21 protein-coding genes are annotated in these 19,637 nt (G+C 36.2%); 15 read left to right on the plus strand and 6 right to left on the minus strand.

What is annotated here, in order from left to right:
* Positions 1-57: 57 nt before the first annotated feature.
* The 3 genes from MKX78_RS06590 to sinI all read left to right on the plus strand — a co-directional run bounded on the left by MKX78_RS06590 (position 58) and on the right by sinI (position 2,515).
* The gene (locus MKX78_RS06590; RefSeq protein WP_341050311.1) at positions 58-1,152 is read left to right on the plus strand and encodes a carbohydrate kinase; all 1,095 of its coding nucleotides are present in this window, start codon (positions 58-60) and stop codon (positions 1,150-1,152) included.
* Positions 1,153-1,166: 14 nt separating this feature from the next.
* Positions 1,167-2,072 carry a pseudouridine-5'-phosphate glycosidase gene (locus tag MKX78_RS06595; RefSeq protein ID WP_095370086.1) on the plus strand — a complete coding sequence of 302 codons (906 nt, stop codon included), beginning with the start codon at positions 1,167-1,169 and terminating at the stop codon, positions 2,070-2,072.
* 317 nt (positions 2,073-2,389) lie between these two features.
* A complete protein-coding gene (gene sinI / locus MKX78_RS06600; RefSeq protein WP_157733760.1) occupies positions 2,390-2,515 on the plus strand; it encodes a DNA-binding anti-repressor SinI in 126 nt (41 codons plus the stop codon).
* 158 nt (positions 2,516-2,673) lie between these two features.
* Here the strand turns inward: sinI and MKX78_RS06605 are convergent, their stop codons facing one another.
* The gene (locus MKX78_RS06605) at positions 2,674-2,994 is read right to left on the minus strand and encodes a helix-turn-helix domain-containing protein (RefSeq protein ID WP_095370084.1); all 321 of its coding nucleotides are present in this window, start codon (positions 2,992-2,994) and stop codon (positions 2,674-2,676) included.
* A gap of 341 nt (positions 2,995-3,335) precedes the next feature.
* Between MKX78_RS06605 and MKX78_RS06610 the strand changes: the two genes are divergently transcribed.
* Together MKX78_RS06610 and map are read left to right on the plus strand one after the other, a co-directional pair.
* Positions 3,336-3,848, plus strand: coding sequence for a type 1 glutamine amidotransferase domain-containing protein (locus MKX78_RS06610; RefSeq protein WP_341050313.1), 513 nt, complete (start codon positions 3,336-3,338; stop codon positions 3,846-3,848).
* A 117-nt stretch (positions 3,849-3,965) separates the two neighbouring features.
* Positions 3,966-4,712 (plus strand): type I methionyl aminopeptidase, encoded by a 747-nt coding sequence (gene map / locus MKX78_RS06615; protein ID WP_095370082.1) that lies wholly within the window; start codon positions 3,966-3,968, stop codon positions 4,710-4,712.
* Between the two features lie 44 nt (positions 4,713-4,756).
* Here map and MKX78_RS06620 read toward each other — a convergent pair whose 3' ends face one another.
* Entirely contained in the window at positions 4,757-4,984 is a 228-nt protein-coding gene (locus tag MKX78_RS06620) for a DUF1128 domain-containing protein (protein WP_095370081.1), read from the minus strand.
* A gap of 149 nt (positions 4,985-5,133) precedes the next feature.
* Here MKX78_RS06620 and MKX78_RS06625 point away from each other — a divergent pair, with 149 nt between their 5' ends.
* Both MKX78_RS06625 and MKX78_RS06630 read left to right on the plus strand, forming a co-directional pair.
* Positions 5,134-5,484, plus strand: a complete 351-nt coding sequence (locus tag MKX78_RS06625) for a YtxH domain-containing protein (RefSeq protein WP_307319351.1) — start codon at positions 5,134-5,136, stop codon at positions 5,482-5,484.
* A 20-nt stretch (positions 5,485-5,504) separates the two neighbouring features.
* The gene (locus tag MKX78_RS06630; RefSeq protein ID WP_095370079.1) at positions 5,505-6,329 is read left to right on the plus strand and encodes a YihY/virulence factor BrkB family protein; all 825 of its coding nucleotides are present in this window, start codon (positions 5,505-5,507) and stop codon (positions 6,327-6,329) included.
* A 207-nt stretch (positions 6,330-6,536) separates the two neighbouring features.
* On the opposite strand, the gene MKX78_RS06635 is transcribed toward MKX78_RS06630, so the two are convergent.
* Both MKX78_RS06635 and MKX78_RS06640 read right to left on the minus strand, forming a co-directional pair.
* Complete coding sequence (locus MKX78_RS06635; RefSeq protein WP_307319348.1) at positions 6,537-8,456, minus strand: heavy metal translocating P-type ATPase; 1,920 nt, start codon at positions 8,454-8,456, stop codon at positions 6,537-6,539.
* Positions 8,457-8,646: 190 nt separating this feature from the next.
* Positions 8,647-9,825 carry an MFS transporter gene (locus tag MKX78_RS06640; RefSeq protein ID WP_095370078.1) on the minus strand — a complete coding sequence of 393 codons (1,179 nt, stop codon included), beginning with the start codon at positions 9,823-9,825 and terminating at the stop codon, positions 8,647-8,649.
* A gap of 158 nt (positions 9,826-9,983) precedes the next feature.
* On the opposite strand from MKX78_RS06640, the gene cax reads away from it, so the two are divergent.
* Positions 9,984-11,042, plus strand: coding sequence for a calcium/proton exchanger (gene cax, locus MKX78_RS06645; RefSeq protein ID WP_095370077.1), 1,059 nt, complete (start codon positions 9,984-9,986; stop codon positions 11,040-11,042).
* A 346-nt stretch (positions 11,043-11,388) separates the two neighbouring features.
* A complete protein-coding gene (locus MKX78_RS06650; protein ID WP_307319345.1) occupies positions 11,389-12,198 on the plus strand; it encodes a YfkD famly protein in 810 nt (269 codons plus the stop codon).
* 35 nt (positions 12,199-12,233) lie between these two features.
* Here MKX78_RS06650 and yfkAB read toward each other — a convergent pair whose 3' ends face one another.
* On the minus strand, positions 12,234-13,361 hold the full coding sequence (gene yfkAB, locus MKX78_RS06655; RefSeq protein ID WP_307319343.1) for a radical SAM/CxCxxxxC motif protein YfkAB: 1,128 nt from the start codon (positions 13,359-13,361) through the stop codon (positions 12,234-12,236).
* 143 nt (positions 13,362-13,504) lie between these two features.
* Between yfkAB and MKX78_RS06660 the strand changes: the two genes are divergently transcribed.
* The 6 genes from MKX78_RS06660 to rlmD all read left to right on the plus strand — a co-directional run bounded on the left by MKX78_RS06660 (position 13,505) and on the right by rlmD (position 19,135).
* The gene (locus tag MKX78_RS06660; protein ID WP_095370074.1) at positions 13,505-13,687 is read left to right on the plus strand and encodes an SE1561 family protein; all 183 of its coding nucleotides are present in this window, start codon (positions 13,505-13,507) and stop codon (positions 13,685-13,687) included.
* Between the two features lie 167 nt (positions 13,688-13,854).
* On the plus strand, positions 13,855-15,405 hold the full coding sequence (locus MKX78_RS06665) for a fumarate hydratase (RefSeq protein WP_095370073.1): 1,551 nt from the start codon (positions 13,855-13,857) through the stop codon (positions 15,403-15,405).
* 126 nt (positions 15,406-15,531) lie between these two features.
* Positions 15,532-16,326, plus strand: coding sequence for a delta-lactam-biosynthetic de-N-acetylase (gene pdaA, locus MKX78_RS06670; RefSeq protein WP_095370072.1), 795 nt, complete (start codon positions 15,532-15,534; stop codon positions 16,324-16,326).
* Between the two features lie 135 nt (positions 16,327-16,461).
* Positions 16,462-16,728 carry a hypothetical protein gene (locus tag MKX78_RS06675; RefSeq protein WP_307318060.1) on the plus strand — a complete coding sequence of 89 codons (267 nt, stop codon included), beginning with the start codon at positions 16,462-16,464 and terminating at the stop codon, positions 16,726-16,728.
* A gap of 128 nt (positions 16,729-16,856) precedes the next feature.
* Positions 16,857-17,720 carry a DNA-3-methyladenine glycosylase family protein gene (locus tag MKX78_RS06680; RefSeq protein ID WP_307318059.1) on the plus strand — a complete coding sequence of 288 codons (864 nt, stop codon included), beginning with the start codon at positions 16,857-16,859 and terminating at the stop codon, positions 17,718-17,720.
* 17 nt (positions 17,721-17,737) lie between these two features.
* A complete protein-coding gene (gene rlmD / locus MKX78_RS06685; RefSeq protein WP_095370070.1) occupies positions 17,738-19,135 on the plus strand; it encodes a 23S rRNA (uracil(1939)-C(5))-methyltransferase RlmD in 1,398 nt (465 codons plus the stop codon).
* 186 nt (positions 19,136-19,321) lie between these two features.
* Here rlmD and MKX78_RS06690 read toward each other — a convergent pair whose 3' ends face one another.
* Positions 19,322-19,555, minus strand: a complete 234-nt coding sequence (locus MKX78_RS06690) for a hypothetical protein (protein ID WP_307318058.1) — start codon at positions 19,553-19,555, stop codon at positions 19,322-19,324.
* Between the last annotated feature and the right edge of the window lie 82 nt (positions 19,556-19,637).

A 19,637-nucleotide genomic window follows, 5' to 3' on the forward strand; every position in this document is an offset into this window, starting at 1 on the left:
CAGAAATATCAAACTATTGTTTATAATATAGACAAATGTTCTCAGGAGGGGGAGCCATTGAATGAAAAAGAGCAGCAAATTTTAAATTCCATAAAAGATAATCCTTATATTTCACAGTCTGAGCTAGCAGACAGCTTAAGCATTTCTCGTTCTACCGTCGCAGGCTATATTTCCTCTCTTACAAAAAATGGCTATATATTAGGTAGGGCTTATATTTTACCAAAGCAACCATCTATTTTATGTGTGGGCGCTGCCAATATTGATAGAAAATTGCAAGCTGTGGACGGCTTAGAGGAAGGGACATCGAATTCTGCGAAAACTGAACAATCAGGAGGAGGGGTAGCAAGGAATATCGCGGAGAATTTGGCTAGACTTGAAATGTCCGTTTCTTTATTATCTGCTATTGGTGAAGATCACGAAGGTATATGGTTGTTAGATCGCCTAAAGCCACTAGTAGATACAACACCTTCGATAATTATACCTACTTGCCGAACAGGAACTTATACAGCAGTGTTGGATAAAAAGGGAGAAATGAAATTAGCATTATCTGATATGGGAATTAACGATGACCTCGATGTGGAGATAATTGAATCACGATGGGGGTATTTTACTTCGGCTAAAATGGTTGTTCTAGATACGAATTTCCCAAGTGTTATATTGACAAGAGTAATAGAAAAATGTAAACAATTCAACACACCATTATGTATTACAACAGTATCTACATCGAAAATAAAAAGACTCCCTGCTCAACTATTAGGTGTGAGTTTTCTTATTGCCAATAAAGATGAGGCAAGTTTGCTTTCAGGAGTAAAACTTACAAGTGAAGGAGATTACTTTAAAGCATGTGAAATCATTTTAGCAAAAGGTGTAGAAAGAGTGATAATAACGAGAGGGGAAAATGGCCTTGTTTTCGCCACACAAGATGGAGAGGCAGGAGCTATTATGCCCCCTTTTGTTCATGTCGTTGATGTAACAGGTGCTGGAGATGCCTTAGCATCAGGAATTATTTATGCACATCATAAAGGAATGCATATAGAAGATGCTTGTAAAATAGGAATTATCTGTGCAAGTGTAACGCTTACAAGTAAGGAAACGGTTCATCCACAATTAAACCCAAAGAAACTACAACATGCCTTTCAAGAATATTTTTAGAGGAGTTGTTACAAATGAGAAAAGATTGGTTAGATTACTCTGATGAGGTGATCGAAGCAAAAAAACAGTTAAAACCAATTGTCGCACTAGAATCAACAATCATCTCTCACGGTATGCCTTACCCTCAAAATGTACAAACAGCCAAAGAAGTTGAAATGATTATCAGGGAGAATGGGGCAATCCCAGCAACCATTGCTATTATAGAAGGTAGAATTAAAATCGGACTATCAGACGCAGAACTTGAACTACTTGCAACGAACGATTCAATTATGAAAGTTAGCAGAAGAGATTTTCCCTATGTCATTGCAGCGAAGAAACATGGAGCGACAACTGTTGCTGCCACGATGATTTGTGCAGAACTAGCTGGGATTGAAGTTTTTGTAACAGGTGGTATTGGTGGTGTCCACAGAGGGGCAAGTGAAACAATGGATATATCAGCCGATTTGCAGGAATTAGCAAAGACAAATGTCGCTGTCGTTTGTGCCGGTGCTAAATCGATTCTGGATATTAAATTAACAGCTGAATATCTAGAAACATATGGTGTCCCAATCATCGGTTACCGTACAGATAAGATACCCGCTTTTTATACGAGAAAGAGCCCGTATAATGTCAATATTCGTGTAGATGAGATAAAAGAGATTGCTGAAATGATGAAGGTAAAGTGGGGACTAGGCTTAAATGGAGGGCTAGTTATTGCTAATCCAATACCAGAAGCAGATGCTATGAATGAACTGGAAATGAATGAGATGATTGATCAAGCTCTTGTTCATGCAGAAGAAGAAGGTATCTCAGGGAAAGAGATAACACCATTCCTCTTATCTATGATTAAAGAATTAACCGGTGGTAAGAGCTTGGCAGCCAATATTGCATTAGTTAAGCATAATGCCGAAATTGGGGCAAAACTTGCTATGCAATTATAATTCAAGATATAAAAGTATCCAATTTTAAAAATCAAAGAGGAAGCTGAACATCAATCAAACTTTTAAAGGAGGAATTGATGTTCGGTTTTTTTATTTGTAGGTATTTTTTGACTCAAAAGTTCCGATTTTTTCCTCTATTCTACAAGTTTCATTATACACTTGTCGTTTTTTGATTGAAAATGAAGAAAAAAATTAGCAGATTTTAGAATGAACTAGTAGTAAAATGTAAATATCTACAATAGTCTGAAAATAAAGCGGGATTTATTGCAAAATAGGACTAATTGAGAATATGCTTCAAGTCTAAAGGGGGATTTAATTTGGAAAGGTCTTTAGTTATAGAAACACTAGATGAAGAATGGCTTGCCCTTATTGAAGAAGCAAAACAATTAGGTTTAAATAAAGAAGAGGTGAGAATTTTTCTACAAGCTAAAGAAGAGGAATAACATGACATTGAGGCCTCCGAATTAATGAGCTTACAAGATTATGGTTAAAATGGAATAAAAAAAATATAAGAAGAAAAAAACCTCCGATAAACGCGAAGATTATCGGAGGTTTCATTCATATCTCTTTTTATCTTTATAGATTCGTTTGTAAGCTTGTCTTATTTATTTCTAGTCTTCCACTTATTAAAGTCGAGAAACTCCCGAAATTCTTCTTTTGAAACCCCAGATTCCATCGCTTCTTTGACTATATTTATCCAATCAGTATCTAATTCTTCTTTATTAATTTGATCATGGATAAGGTGATCAACAGGTACATTGAGTACAGCTGCGATTTTTTCGAGGAATTGAATGGAAGGGTTCGTTTGTAAATTTCTCTCTAATGAGCTTAAGTAGGATTTAGCTACTCCTGCTTGATCTGCAAGCTCTGATAAAGACATTTTTTTCTCTTGTCTTAATGCTTTGACTCGATTACCAATCATCACGTTCACCCTATCTATCTTTGTTGTTAACAGTATCATATCAAAAAAAGAGAATCCAACCGCTTATGTCCGTAAATTGTAATCGCTTAGTCTTTTAATTGTAATAAAAAATTTTTAATCATTACATTACGGAGCTGCCGATATAAATGAGACTGTATAAACTGAATAGATTGAATTCTTACCGTTCTAAAAGAATTTTAACAGAAAATAAATATCAAGTATAGTTGTAGGGCATGTTTTCTTTAATATATTAATTAACATACATATATGTTTTAAGGGAAGACTTTCAGGGAACGGACATAATATAACCAACAATATAAACCATAAAGGAGAGATAGTAAATGAGTAAAAAAATTGCTTGTCTAATTACCGATATGTTTGAGGATTCTGAGTATACAGAACCAGCAAAAAGTTATAAGGAAGCAGGACATGAGGTTATTACAATTGAATCAGAGGTTGGTAAAGTCGTAAAAGGGAAGCAAGGAAATGATCAAGTGACGATTGATAAAAGTATAGATGATGTGAACGCAGATGAGTTTGATGCTCTCTTTATTCCAGGTGGATTTTCTCCGGATATGTTAAGAGCAGATGATCGCTTTGTTCAATTTACGAAAAAGATGATGGATGCGAAAAAACCTGTTTTTGCTATTTGTCATGGACCACAATTATTAATTTCTGCTAAAACATTAGAAGGTAGAGGAGCTACAGGCTATAAATCCATTCATGTAGATATGGAATATGCAGGAGCTAAACTTCAGGACAAAGAAGTAGTGGTTTGTCAGGATCAACTTGTGACGAGCCGCACACCTGATGATATTCCTGCCTTTACAAGAGAGTCTTTAAAATTACTCTGATAATTTAAGAAAAGCAATCGTTGCATGATTTTTGTAAAACTTTTCATTCAGCGCTAATATTAATAAGTAGAGTATAATAACTTTTAATATAACAGTGACTGAAAGAAGGTTTTGCTATTGATCGTGTTGAAATCACCTAGAGAGATTGAAAAGATGCATGAAGCAGGTAAGGTACTTGCTGAATGTCATAAAGAGATTGCCATGAGAATTAAACCGGGTATAACTACATGGGAAATTGAAGAATTTGTTGATGCCTATCTGAAGAAAATAGGGGCTACACCTGAGCAAAAGGGCTATCGCGGGTATGAGTATGCTACTTGTGCCAGCATTAATGATGAAATTTGTCACGGATTTCCGAGGAGGGAACCATTAAAATCAGGCGACATTGTAACGATTGATATGGTGGTCAATTATAATGGAGCTCTTGCAGATTCAGCTTGGACGTACGGCGTTGGAGAAGTGAGTGAAAAGGTATCTACCCTATTAGATGTCACAAAGGAATCATTATATAAAGGAATTGAGCAGGTGAAGATAGGCAACCGAATTGGAGATATTGGTTATGCGATTCAACAGTTTGTTGAAGAGAAAGGATTTTCGGTAGTAAGGGAATTTATTGGTCATGGGATAGGGGCAAGCATCCACGAAAAACCGGATGTTCCTCATTTTGGCCTCCCTCATAAAGGACCGAGAATAAAAGAAGGTATGGTATTCACCATTGAACCAATGGTGAATACTGGAATGCATCATATGAAGATGGATCAAAATGGCTGGACTGCGCGAACAGTTGATGGTGGTTTATCAGCTCAATATGAACATACAATTGCAGTCGGTAAAGATGGAATCACGATTTTAACTGAGCAATAAAACAAAAAGCAGCTGCAAATCATGCAGCTGCTTATAATAAGGTCTTATTTATTCTTGCGCAAGTTTCCTAATTCTTCAGCGATTGCTTGCATTTCATTAGGACTGAAATGATTTTTTTTCATCACTAAATCGTAAATATCTTTTAGTTCTTCGTACATTTCTTCGTCAAAATGAGAAGATTTAATGGCGCCAATATTTAATACTTTTAGTTTTTCCTTGATTTTTTCGATCATATAATCGACATTTTCAGTTGATTTCTGTGATAAATTCACTTGATTTCCCCCCATAATACATCAGTAGTATAATCTTTCCATGGTTAAAGTGAAAAGTCAACCATTGATAGGTGCAAAGCTTGCATGTTTTTAGAGAAAAAAAGAAAATAAAGTATAGGTAGATTAAAAAGAATAAAGGAGTGAGGAAAATGGGAAAATCATTGTTTTGGAAAGGTGTTGTCCTTGGAGCGGTAGCGGGCGGTGCGCTCACGATGCTAGACCGTGATACAAGAGAAAATGCAAAATCTAAATGCAGAGAAACGACAGAAAGTGCAAAATATTACATAAAAAATCCCGATGAAGCCGTTCAACAAGTGAAAGGTGTCTCTTTAAAAGTTAGAACAGCAGCCCAGCAGATCGGTGAAGATGTGGCTTTCTTAACGACCACAATTGAGGATATTAAAACAAAGGCAATTGAAACAAGAGAAGCCTTAAATGACCCTAAAAGTGAAGTAGAGGTTTCAGAAGCGAAGTTAGAAGGGAATGTTAGGAATAACTAACAAGGTTTGGGGGATCGCTGATGAAACAAGTCACTACTTTTGGAAAGGAACTATGGGAGCAAATAGATAAGGATGATGTTTTCGGCGTAGCTGCACAATTGGCCTACTTCTTTCTCCTATCACTTTTTCCATTATTAATTGTTTTGATATCATTGCTGCCTTATTTACCGATTACTCAAGAGGATATATTTGCTATCGTTAGAGATTTCGCACCAAAAGAAATTATGTCATTATTGGAAGACAATTTGAGTGCCGTCACAACGAAAAATGGGGCTCTGTTATCAATTGGTATTATCGGTACATTGTGGTCCGCGTCCGCCGCGATAAATGGCATTATGAGGGCTTTTAATAAGGCGTATGATGTCGTTGAAAGTCGATCATTTATTGTTGCAAGAGGCATTGCTATGCTTTTAACTATTTCTATGGTTTTTGTTTTCTTAGTAGCATTATTATTACCTGTGTTTGGGAGACAAATTGGTCTATTTATCTTTGATGCATTTGGATTGACTGAGCAATTTTTGAGCATATGGAATGCACTTAGATGGCTGGCGAGTCCGCTTATCATCTTTATTATCTTTAGTGGACTGTACTGGTTTGCTCCTAATAAGCGTTTAACGAATGTGACAGTTATCCCAGGTTCACTTTTTGCTACAATTGGCTGGATTCTATCTTCCTATGCGTTTTCATATTATGTGAGTAATTTTGGAAATTACTCGGCCACATATGGGAGTATTGGTGGAATCATTATATTAATGATTTGGTTTTATTTAACGGGTATTATTATTATGATTGGTGGAGAAATAAACGCATTGTTAAATAAATACAGCAAAGTGAAAAACACATAGTAAAAGTTACCTGATTGTAAGGTGCATCAATGGACAACCTAGGCTTAAGGAGGGTGATTACAATGACTGCAAATAAAGATGGTAACACAAAACAAAAAGGTAAAAATAAACCTAAACAAAAAACATCTAGTTCGGCTAATAAGCAAAACGGCTATCATTAAATAAAGAAGCAGCTATCCATTCACACACTTGGATAGCTGCTTTCTTTTAGTTCTTCAACAACCTTAAGCTATTTAATATCACTAAAATGGTTGAGCCTTCGTGACCGATTACACCGTAAGGAAGATCTAATATCTGTAGAAAATTAGAGCAAATTAACAGCATAATAACTGATATAGAGAAAACAATATTTTGTTTAATAATGGTGTTCATGCGTTTGGATAGGGCAATTGCATGAGCGATTTTAGGAAGATCGTTTTTCATTAAAACAATATCTGCTGTTTCTAATGCGACATCGGTTCCTTCACCCATGGCAATCCCAACATTTGCAGTCGCAAGTGCAGGCGCATCGTTAATTCCATCTCCAACCATTGCTACTTGTTGATACTGATTTCTTAATTCCTTAACATGATTCACTTTTTTTTCTGGCAAACATTCTGCAATAAAGTCTTCTACATTTGCTTCAGTAGAAATGGCTTGAGCGGTTGATTGGCTATCGCCTGTTAACATGATGGTGTATATACCTTGATCATTTAATTGTTTAACCGCAGCTTTCGTTTCTTGACGAACTTGATCCTTTAATGCGATTAATCCACACACCTCATGATCGCGTTCAAATAAAACGATCGTTTTACCATTCGAAGCTAATGTTTCTTGCTGTTCTTTTAATTCTGGCGCAAGTTCGTTATTGTTCAAAATAAATGATGGTTTACCAATTTTCCAAGTGACGCCGTTAATCACTGCTTTAATGCCCCATCCTGGTACATCTTCGATTGATTCGGGCTCTATAAGGGGAGAGCTCTGCTCTTCTTTTGTATACGAGACGATGGCAGTAGCAAGTGGATGGTTTGCATGGTTTTCAATTGATCCAACAATGCGTAAATAATCATCACGATGCTGAGTGTGTAGTGTAATAAAATCTGTTACTTCTGGGCGTCCTTTAGTTAAAGTACCTGTTTTATCAAACGCAATGGCTTTAATATGGCCTAAGTTCTCTAAATGTACCCCGCCTTTAAATAAAATTCCCTGTCTTGCTCCATTAGAAATCGCAGACAATGTAGCCGGCATAATAGAGGCGACAAGTGCACAAGGTGAGGCGACTACTAGGAGAATCATGGCACGGTAAAATGTTTCGTTCCAACTCCATCCAAGTAAGAAGTGTGGGAGAAATAGCATGAGTGCGACGGTCAGTAGTACAATTTTTACATATTTCCCTTCGAAATTCTCTATAAATAACTGACTAGGGGACTTTTCACTTTGTGCTGATTGGACCAGTTGAATGATCTTTTGAAAAAGAGTTTCATCCGCTTTTTTTGTGATTTCTACTTTAATGGCTCCATTCATATTGACGGTGCCGGCATACACTTCTTCAGATAACCCTTTTGTTACCGGAATCGATTCACCAGTAATCGTTGCTTCATCTATAGTTGTTTGTCCGTAGACAATGATTCCATCAGAGGGAACGCGTTCCCCTGGTTTAACTAGAATTTTATCTCCGATTTGTAGTGTAGAAACGTGAACAAGTTCTTCACCATCCTCATGAATTAATAAAGCTTCTTCAGGTTGCAACTCCATAAGGCTAGAAATTTCTTTTTTACTTTTATTCATTGTATATGTTTCTAGTGCGCCACTCATTGCAAAGATAAAAATAAGAATGGCACCTTCAATCCAATAGCCAATGATTGCGGAGCCGATTGCGGCAAAGATCATCAGCATTTCAACGTTTAATTCCTTATTAGCAATCGTTTCTTCAATACCTTCTTTTGCCTTCGCAAAACCTCCGATTATAAAAGATAAGATAAAGATAGTGATAGAAGTTGTTTCATAGCCTCCTTTACTAAGTAACCAACCGATAAGAATAAAAACACCTGAAGTAATTGCGGCTATAAGCTCGATATGTGGTAGTAACTTTTCGAATAATTGACTAGATGATTGCGATTGTTTTTGTACTAGGACATTTCCTTCCATATTTTCATTTCCTCCATTCTCATTGAGAAGAATAATCAACATCATTACCCTTAAAAACGACGAAAGCTGCCACCATATAGGTGACAGCAGAAAAAGTGCCGAATTGATAATATTTAATTGCTTTAATTTTACATTATATTGTAACTTTTGAAAAGGGTTATTCTCTATATTAGACGTTTTTTAACATAATTTAACTGTGAAACAATTGCTTGCTCATCTTATGGCGACCAAAATAAGCGATAATCGTAAAATTGATGAGCATCATCCCACTAATAACGGCGAAAAAGCTTAGTGATTGTATATATTGAATAAATAAACCGCCTGCGTAGGGTCCAATAAGACTGCCTAAGCTAAAGGCAACACCACAAAGAAGATTTCCGGTAGGTAAAAGCTGAGTGGGAGTTAAATCTGTCATATAACTAATTCCCAATGAAAAAGTACTTCCTACAGCCATCCCTGCTAAAAACAGTAGCAACATTAGAATGTTGACATTCTGTTCAAATATCGCAGCAGAAGAGAAAAGAATAAAGCCACAGAATAAAATAATCATTAAAATATTTCTTCGTCCATAGCGGTCACTTAACATCCCTAAAGGCAACTGAAAAATAATCGCTCCGACAGCAAATGAGGTAAGTAATAACGAAACTGATGAGACTTCTATTCCCATGCGCACAGCATAAACAGGGAAGCTCCCATTTATTGACGATTCTAAGAATCCGTAACTAAATGGTGGGATAAAGGCAATCCAAGCATAAGTAGATACATCGTAAAAACGATGGAAAGTCCCTTTTAGTGATTGAACAGCGATTGTATGCTGTGGTTGCTCATTATCAAGAAAGAACACAAACCCCCATGCAATAAAACAAAAGAGGGAAGAAATAATAAATGGAAGAGATTCACTTATATGAACTAATGGTGTCATTAGTGGTCCAACAGCAAACCCAATCCCAAAGAATAATCCGTAGATGGAAATATTTCTCCCTCGATTGCGTTCAGGAGAAAATGACGTTATCCATGTTTGTGTTGAAAAATGGAGGGCGTGGTCGCCGATTCCAATCAATAACCTTAAAATAAACCAAAACCAAAAACTCTTCCATAGTGGAAATAATAAGAGGGAAGTAGCTACTAGAAGTCCCCCGATAATAATGACTGGTTTATATCCATATTTTCTTAGGGGATATTCCATGAAAGGTGAAATAAGTAATATACCAATATATAAACCTGCTGCATTTAAGCCATTTAAACTTGAAGATACACCATCACCTTCAAAAATAATAGCGATGAGCGGTAATAGCATTCCTTGACTAAAACCTGATATCGCAACAATGAATACTAAAATCCAAAACCTTACTCTTAGTTTTTTGTCCATAAAATAACCTCAATAAATGAAAATAATAAATCTTCTACCACAATAGATATTATATGTGAAAGATAAAATTGACAAGAGAATAATCATAATCTTTTCATAACAATCCTTAAAAATGTTTATCTTAAGAAAAGTAAAGCGATTTTTTTGAGGAGGATGGGATGAATAAAGTATTTGCTATACTCGTATTTATTGGCGTACCGTTATCCGTAATAGGAAGTCTTCTACATTGGTCAAGTACATTGATGTTCATTATTTATTGTGTTGCTATCATTGCCTTAGCTAGTTTTATGGGACGATCGACAGAAAGTTTGAGTATTATTGCTGGTCCTAGAATAGGTGGATTGTTAAATGCGACATTCGGCAATGCGGTTGAATTAATTATTGCGATTTTTGCATTAAAAGAGGGATTAATTGGTGTTGTTTTAGCATCATTAACAGGAAGTGTATTAGGTAACTTATTATTAGTAGCCGGTCTTTCCTTTTTTATTGGAGGTATAAAGTTTAAAAGGCAAAGCTTTAATATCCATGATGCACGCCATAATGCGGGCTTACTCATCTTTGCAGTCATTGTGGCTTTCGTTATTCCTGAAATATTTTCAATGTCAATGAATGAAGAAAAGACGATGATCTTTAGTATTGGAATTAGCATCATCCTGATGGCTTTATACTTAGCCGCATTATTCTTTAAATTAGTTACACATAGAGGTGTGTATAATAAAGGAGATGAAGACGGAAAGAAGAAAGTGGAGGAAGTACCAGAATGGAGCAAAGGAAAATCCATTTTAGTATTAGCTCTTGCTACATTAGCTGTAGCCTATATTTCTGAAAATCTTGTTCACACCTTTGAGGAAGTAGGGAAGACATTTGGTTGGTCGGAATTGTTTATCGGCGTCATTATCGTTGCAATTGTAGGGAATGCCGCAGAACATGCTTCCGCTATTATTATGGCTGCGAAAAATAAAATGGATATTGCCGTAGAGATTGCCGTTGGTTCTACTTTACAAGTAGCTATGTTTGTCGCGCCCATACTTGTCCTTATCTCGTTACTTTTCCCTGTAGCGATGCCGCTCGTATTTACAGTACCAGAATTAATCACGATGGTATCAGCTGTTTTTCTAATGGTGGTTATCTCCAACGATGGTGAGTCTAATTGGTTTGAGGGTGGCACCCTTCTAGCAGCTTATTTCATCATCGGTATAGGATTTTATTTACTATAATAAAAAAACGACTCCTAGGTTAGCCGGGAGTCGTTTTGAAATATTTCGAATAAAAAGGAAGCGCTTGCAATTTTATTTTTAACTCATTAAGTATTTAATCGAGGACTGCTAGTGTGCATTCGCTTGAATTCATTAACCACTCCTTTATGGTGTTTGTTCATAAATAAAGCGAATCGTAATGAAGCTGCCCTCCTTTCGAGTGAGTGTATAAATAGTATAAAATATATAAAGACTTTTGTAAATATTCAAAACATTACAAAAATGTTACTTTTTTATTTTCCTTTATGGATAATATTCACATCATACGAAAAAACTAATGCATATAAGTTTGAAAGGAGTAAGAGAAATGAAGAAATGGCTATATGCTTTAGTATTGATGACCATTGGGGTGACATCCTTTCAATCAGCGATATCTGCTGAAGGAAAAATAGAAACAAAGGGGGAGACGATAGAGATACCAAGTTCTGTTCTAAATGTAGAAAAGGACAATACGTATCCAAACCCTGCTCAAGATTTACCAACATTACAGCCGAGTGAATTAACACAAGAATTAATGGAGACATCAAGAGTAAAAATAGATAACCCTGAATTAATACGTATGTTAAATGAAACAACAGTAAATAGTACACCTTTTGCCATCGGATACCGTGCGATTGTTTATTTAGGTCAATGGCCACTCAATTATCAATCACAAGAAACATCACCTAATTGGGAGTTTCAAAAGATCAATACGAACTATTTTGATAATCGCGGGGGAGATGCGGTCTATCAAATGAATTATGTTCAAGAAATGCAAAAGGTAGTGAAAGGTGGACTTACATCTAAGGTTCCACATGCGCAAGATGTTAAAAAGATGATGTTGTTGAAGGCAACAGAAAAAAGTGGATTACCCTTATCCTTTGAAACGGTTGTAGGGGCAGGAACGAAAAAAGATCATAAATATCATGTTGCAATCAACCGTCTGGGCTACCTATATGCATACGCACCTGCTATTAATGAAAAAGGGAAAGTTACTTATGGTGAAGTTTATATAATGTTGAAAGGAAGCAAAAAAACCTTAGTAGTGAAAAATATCACTTCTCAAGGAATTGGCGCATGGATTCCAATACAGGATCATGTCTCATTTGGCTTTATTGTTTCGGAACGACCACGTTAAATAGAAAAGTGCGCCATTTATATTGGCGCACTTTTCTATTTTTTAACTGAGATATTTGCTTTTTTAGTTTGGAAGTCTATTTCAGGGTAATAACTGTCTTTTACTAACACATTTGGCCCTAAACATCTTGCTTCACTACAATGGCAATTTAAAGACTTAGCAAGCTTTGTTTCCATCCACTTATCGAAAACAGATGGCAGTCCATCTGTCTGTATATTCCCTAAAGGAGGTGTATCACCAAAGTCCGTTACAATTACATCACCTGTAAAAATATTTACATTTAGTCTTGAACGACCATCAGGATCATTTCTGACAGTGACATTCTGTTCATTATGAAGACGTTGTAATAAAGCTAAGTCTTCTTCATTATTGCTGCATGGATAAAACGGCAATGTTCCAAACAACATCCAAGTATCTTTGTCTCGAATATCCAGGAGGTGATGGATTGCTTGGCGCATTTCTTTTAATGATAAAGTTTCGAGAGTAGATGCAAAATCTGAAGGGTACATTGGATGAACTTCATGACGTTGACAATGCATTTCTTCGGTTATTTGCTTATGGATTTTCTCTAAATAGGGTAATGTTCTTTTATTTAACATTGTTTCAGCAGAGACCATTACACCAGCTTGTACGAGTTCTTTACTATTCTCGATCATACGATCAAAGAGTACCTGTCTTTGCTTTATGGATGGTTTTCTTTCCATCATAGCAAAACCACCCTCAATAAATTCTTCTTCGGTACCCCAGTTATGAGAAATATGTAAAACATCTAAATAAGGGATAATGCTATCATATTTACCTCTATCTAATGTGAGGTTAGAATTAATTTGTGTTCGAATACCTCGTTCGTGAGCATACTTAAAAAGAGGAATCACATAGTTATTAACTGATTTCTTCGATAGCATCGGTTCGCCTCCCGTTATAGAGAGTGAACGCAATTGCGGGATTTCCTCTAAACGTTTGATTAATAAATCAACAGGAAGTCCATCAGGATCTTTTGGCTGCAGAGTATACCCAACAGCACAATGCTCACAACGCATATTGCATAAAACCGTAGTTGTAAATTCAATATTGGATAAGGTTAATTTTCCATAATCATCGATATCCATATAAGCTTCCCAAGGGTCATAACTTGGTGAAATTGGTAACGTTTGAGATATCATTTAAAAAACTCCTTTAAGTAAATCTGTAGTCATTATTCATCTAACGTAAGCTTCTGTCAACCTTTAATGAAAAATAAACCTTTATTGCAGCTCTATTGCATTTCATGTAGGATTAAAGTTGTGTAGAGAAAGGAGCGAATACTGTGGGCAATTCAATTACTGATAAAGACAATCAAGTAGCTTTCTTAAAGCAACGTCTTCATATGTTTATGGACGTATTAGATGCGATAGAACCTGAAAACACGGAGTTAGAGGATGTTGATCGTCTCATCGAAATGATCGATGATCTTGAATCTAAAGTAAGGGAATTTAATCATAGAGATTAAAAAGAAGTGGTGAAACCCTATGAAAAAAATTGGGTTTCACCATTTTTTTGTTTCTACAGTTGGTCTTTTCTTGACTAAAGAATGAGTATATAATGGTATACGATAATGATTCTAATTTTTCGCAAAAGAAATTGATCGGTCGCAAAGGGAAAGGGGAACTTTGAGAAATGAATATGGAGCAATTCCAAAAAAGTATGTACGACTTAATTGTAGAAACTTCGACGAATTTACCAAAGGATGTTCGTCGGGCAATTAAGGCAGCAAAAGAAAGAGAAAGTGCTGGTACGAGATCAGCGATGAGTCTGGCAACAATTACAAATAATATCTCTATGGCAGATGATAACGTATCGCCAATCTGTCAAGATACAGGATTACCGACATTTAAAATCAAAACACCAGTTGGCGTTAATCAACTAAAGATTAAAGAAGCAATTAAGAATGCTATTGCAGAAGCAACAAATGATAGTAAATTGAGACCTAACTCTGTTGATTCCTTAACAGGTGCTAATAGTGGAGATAATTTAGGTGGTGGCACACCAGTTATTAAATTTGATCAGTGGGAAGAAGAGTATATAGACGTTCGCTTAATTCTAAAAGGCGGCGGTTGTGAAAATAAAAATATACAATATAGTTTGCCTGCAGAACTAGATGGTTTAGGAAGAGCTGGACGCGATTTAGATGGTATACGTAAATGTATAATGCATTCGGTTTATCAAGCACAAGGACAGGGATGTAGTGCAGGGTTTATAGGTGTAGGGATTGGCGGAGATCGTTCATCTGGTTATGATTTAGCAAAGGAACAACTATTCCGTTCTGTAGATGATGTAAATCCAAATGAAGATTTACGAAAACTGGAGGAATATGTTCTTAAAAATGCAAACGAGCTTGGAATTGGGACAATGGGATTCGGAGGAGAAACGACTTTATTAGGATGTAAAGTTGGTGTGATGAATCGTATTCCTGCTAGCTTTTTCGTATCTGTAGCCTATAATTGCTGGGCATATCGTAGACTTGGGGTAAAAGTAAATCCTGACACAGGTGAAATTAATGAATGGCACTATCAAGATGGTGAAAAAATTAATTTTGCTGACGAAGCAGCGCAAGAAACAGCTGCAACAGCAGAAGCTGAACAAGAAACAAAAGTTGTTACGCTTCAAGCTCCAATAACAGAGGAACAAATCCGTGAACTTAAAGTTGGCGATGTTGTTCAAATCAATGGTCGGATGTATACAGGTCGTGATGCGATCCATCATCATTTAATGGAGAACGATGCCCCTGTAGATTTAAATGGACAAGTAATATATCATTGTGGACCAGTAATGATGAAAGATGATCAAGAAAAATGGCATGTAAAAGCAGCAGGTCCAACTACAAGTATTCGTGAAGAACCATATCAAGGAGATATTATGAAGAAATTCGGTATTCGCGCCGTGATTGGAAAAGGCGGTATGGGACCGAAAACATTAAAAGCGCTAGAAGATCATGGTGGAGTATACTTAAATGCAATTGGTGGAGCAGCGCAATATTATGCTGATTGTATTAAAGAAGTAGAAGGCGTTGATTTAATGAACTTCGGTATTCCAGAAGCCATGTGGCACCTACGTGTAGAAGGATTCACAGCAGTGGTTACAATGGATTCTCACGGAAATAGTCTTCATAGAGATGTAGACAAATCCTCGTTAGAGAAGCTAGCGAAATTTAAAGAACGTGTATTTTAATTTGTTTTTGAGACACCAACATATAGTGGTGTCTCTTTTTTTATGTGAATAATTATTTTGGAAACTTTTAGCGCTCGTAATTTATTGTTGCTAGCAAAGAATAAGAAAAAAAGAAGGAGAAGCGCTATGAAAAAATTGATGATATTAGTAAGTAGCTTTCTGTTTATCTGTTCAATCCCTGTCTCAGCAAGTGAATTCAGCCATGCTCCTATCCATTGGGGAATTAAAAAAGCACAGAATGAATCACCGGCGGAAGCGGGAAAAATGCTTGATAATCTTCTAACAAAGCATCAATCTGTTTATAAGGGAGATCCGACTAAAAAAGAAATTTATCTTACTTTTGATAATGGGTATGAAAATGGGTATACGGATAAAATTCTTGATGTGCTTAAAAAAGAAAAAGTACCTGCGACATTCTTTATTACGGGTCATTATATTCATACGGCACCAGATTTAGTAAAAAGGATGGCAAGGGACGGACATATAATCGGCAACCATTCTTGGACTCACCCAGATATGACAAGGATCAGTCGCGATAAATATAAACAAGAATTAGAAAAAGTGAGAGCTGAGACAGAAAAGTTAACAGGTGTTAAACATATGTCCTATTTAAGACCACCTCGTGGTATTTTTAACGAACAAGGATTGGCTTACGCAAATGAATTAGGCTATACCCATATCTTTTGGTCTCTAGCCTTTGTTGATTGGAAAACAGATCAACAAAAAGGCTGGAAATACTCCTATGACAACATTATGAGGCAGATTCATCCAGGAAGCATATTATTATTACACACAGTATCAAAAGATAATGCAGATGCTTTGCAACAAGCAATTGTGGATTTAAAAAAACGAGGATATGAATTCAAATCGTTAGACGATCTCATGTGGAGCCAAGCCTTGGATAGCTCTTACTTATATTAACAGTCACCACCTACAATGAACTTCATTGTAGGTGTTTTGATTTATAAAGAAAGAAAAATGGCAAACAGAGTGCCAACGGGATTAATAAGGGTGAAAAGGGAAACGGTGAGCAAACAACGAGTCTCTGGATAAGCCATGAAAAAGAGGAAAACAAAGCAAATAGAAAGTGTCCTGGATTTAAAAGCCATGAAAAAGGGGAAAACAAAGCAAATAGTGAACTTCTTGAATCTTGAATCTATAAGCCATGAAAAAGAGGGAAACAAAGCAAACAGAAAGCGCTCCGGATCTATGAGCCGTGAAAAAGAGAAAAACAATGCTAATAAAGTTCCATCAAAATTTATAAGCAACATAAATAATAGATGCAGTATTCATCATTTATTAAGAAGTAAAAATCCCCATTAAATCATTGTAAAATTCTTGTTATAATTATAAATAAGAACAGATATTCGTCTTGATAGAAGATAGTTGAAAAAGCTCATAAAAAGATCCTTAGTATAATACGAGAAAAAACAGTGAAGGATGAACGGTGAATGGAGATAATAAAAGAAATAGGTGGACCCTATAATTTTGATGCTGTTTTAAGTCGCTTATCAAGTGACCCGCTTATTTGGGTGAATCGAGACAAGAGAATGTTAAAGGTACCCCTTAAGTTACAAAATGAATCCGTCGTCGTTACAATCACAGGTTTGGGTACAACGAACAAACCTAAATTTCTAATGACAGGATTAAATGAAGTAACAAAAGAAGAAGCGTTGGTTAGATTAACAGATATTTTTCGGTGGAATATTCCCTTAGCAGATGTTCATCAACATTTTTTAAAAACGGATTTGCGCCATGTTTTTCTCGCTCATTATGGAACACCTTTTGTGTTAGATTTTGATTTATTTGGTTCGCTCCTCAAATGTATTGTTCATCAACAATTGAATATGAAATTTGCTTATACGCTTACAATGAGGTTTGTGCATAAGTTTGGTTATGAGAAAGATGGTGCTTGGTTTTATCCTGATCCTGAAACAGTAGCTAATGTAACAATTGAAGATTTAAGGGCATTACAATTCAGTGGTAGGAAAGCAGAGTATGTTATTGGGATTGCTAAAGAGTTATCAGAAAAGCAATTATCTTTATTGCAACTAAAAGAACTGTCAGATCGTGAAATTCATGATAAACTGATTAAATTAAAAGGCGTAGGTCCATGGACAGTGCAGAATTTTTTGATGTTTGGTTTAGGGAGAGATAATCTTTATCCAATGGCAGATATTGGCTTGCAAAATGCGTTAAAAAAGCTTTATCAATTAGAGCAGAAGCCTTCCTACGAACAAATGGAATTATATGCAAAAGACTGGACGCCTTATTTAAGCTATGCCACCTATTATTTATGGCGTAGTATCGAATAACTGTGGAGTGATTATTTTTGAATAAACAAACGAATCGTAAAAAAGAAACTGCCGTTCAGTTAAAACTCAAGCAACGGTTTCCTTTAACAATCAAAAGGTTAGGTATTAACGGAGAGGGTGTCGGATATTTCAAAAAGAAAGTGGTCTTTGTTCCTGGTGCCCTGCCTGATGAAGAGGTTGTGGTAGAAGTCACAAATGTTCAACCGAAATTTTCAGAAGCAAAGATAAAAAAAGTTAGGAAACCTTCTCCCTACCGAGTAGAGGCACCTTGTCCGTTATTTGGTGAGTGTGGCGGATGTCAGTTACAACATCTTCGCTACGATCGCCAGTTAATAGAAAAAAGGGATATGGTTATTCAATCACTTGAGAGACATACCAAAATAGATCCAAGCACCATTCAAATAAAACAAACAATCGGAATGGAGGACCCTTGGAGATACCGGAATAAAAGCCAATTTCAAGTAGGGATGAAGCAAGGTGAAGTGATTGCAGGATTATATAGCATGAATTCACATCAGCTTATTGATATTGATGAATGCATCGTGCAGAAGCCAGAAACAATATCTGTTACAAATACGATGAAGCGTATTCTTCAAGATTTAAACATTAGTGCTTATAATGAACGCACGCGCAAAGGTGATATCCGTACAATTGTGACGAGAGTGGGTGTGAAAACTGGGGAAGTGCAAGTTGTGCTCATTACAAGACAAAAAGAGCTTCCAAAGTCTTCACTAATAGTAGAAGAAGCTACCAAGCGGATTCCGAATTTACGTTCGATTATTCAAAATGTCAATGGCCAAAAAACATCTCTCATTTTTGGGGATGAAACCATACCACTTGCGGGTGAAACGTTTATATATGAAATGCTAGGGGATATCCAATTTGAATTATCTGCACGTACTTTTTTTCAACTCAATCCAGAGCAAACCGTCAAATTGTATAATGAAGTCAAAAAAGCAGCAAATCTAACTGGTAAAGAAACGATTGTTGATGCGTACTGCGGAGTAGGAACAATTGGATTATGGTTGGCAGATCAAGCAAAAGAAATACGTGGAATGGATATCATAAAAGAATCAATCACAGATGCAAAGAGAAATGCAGCTAAACATGGAGTGAAGCATGCTAAATATGTAACGGGTAAGGCTGAAGAATGGTTACCTAAATGGGTGAAAGAAGGCTTTCGTCCAGATGTTATCGTTGTCGATCCCCCAAGAACAGGTTTGGATCAAGCATTATTAAAAACAATCCAACAAGTCAAACCTAAAAAATTGGTTTACGTGTCTTGTAACCCATCTACACTGGCAAAAGACATCGATTTTCTCCACCGTCAATATAAAGTAAAAAGCATACAGCCGGTAGACATGTTTCCCCAAACGGCGCACGTGGAATGTGTCGTCTTATTAACCTTGATATAACAGAGTGATTGGCAAGGAATTGATGTGATTAATCGCGTTTTAACTACGTCAGAATGACCACATCAACTTCTTGCTTTTTTAGTGTGTAGCGACCGTATATTAACTTATTACAATTTTAATACTTCATCAAACTGTGCAATTCTTACCTGCATGTCATGAGTAATTATGATTAAACATGTCTAATGGTCATATACGAGAGCCAGAACCAGAACCAGAGCCAGAGCCAGAACCAGAGCCAGAGCCAGAACCAGAGCCAGAGCCAGAACCAGAGCCAGAACCAGATCCAGAACCAGAACCAGAGCCAGAACCAGAGCCAGAACGGTTATCATTAGCTTTTGATCCTGGGTTTCTACTTAGGAATTCCTCATTTCCAGCGTCTTTTGCCTCATTTAGAAGCTTTTTTACGTCTTCTTTTCCCATCTATAAAAACCACCTTTCATTATAATCCTTAATATTTAAGGTAGTTTATTTTATGAAAAAATTTTTCATTGGTTCTAAACTT

This window comes from Cytobacillus sp. FSL R5-0569, from assembly GCF_038007265.1.
GTDB lineage: Bacteria > Bacillota > Bacilli > Bacillales > Cytobacillaceae > Cytobacillus > Cytobacillus kochii.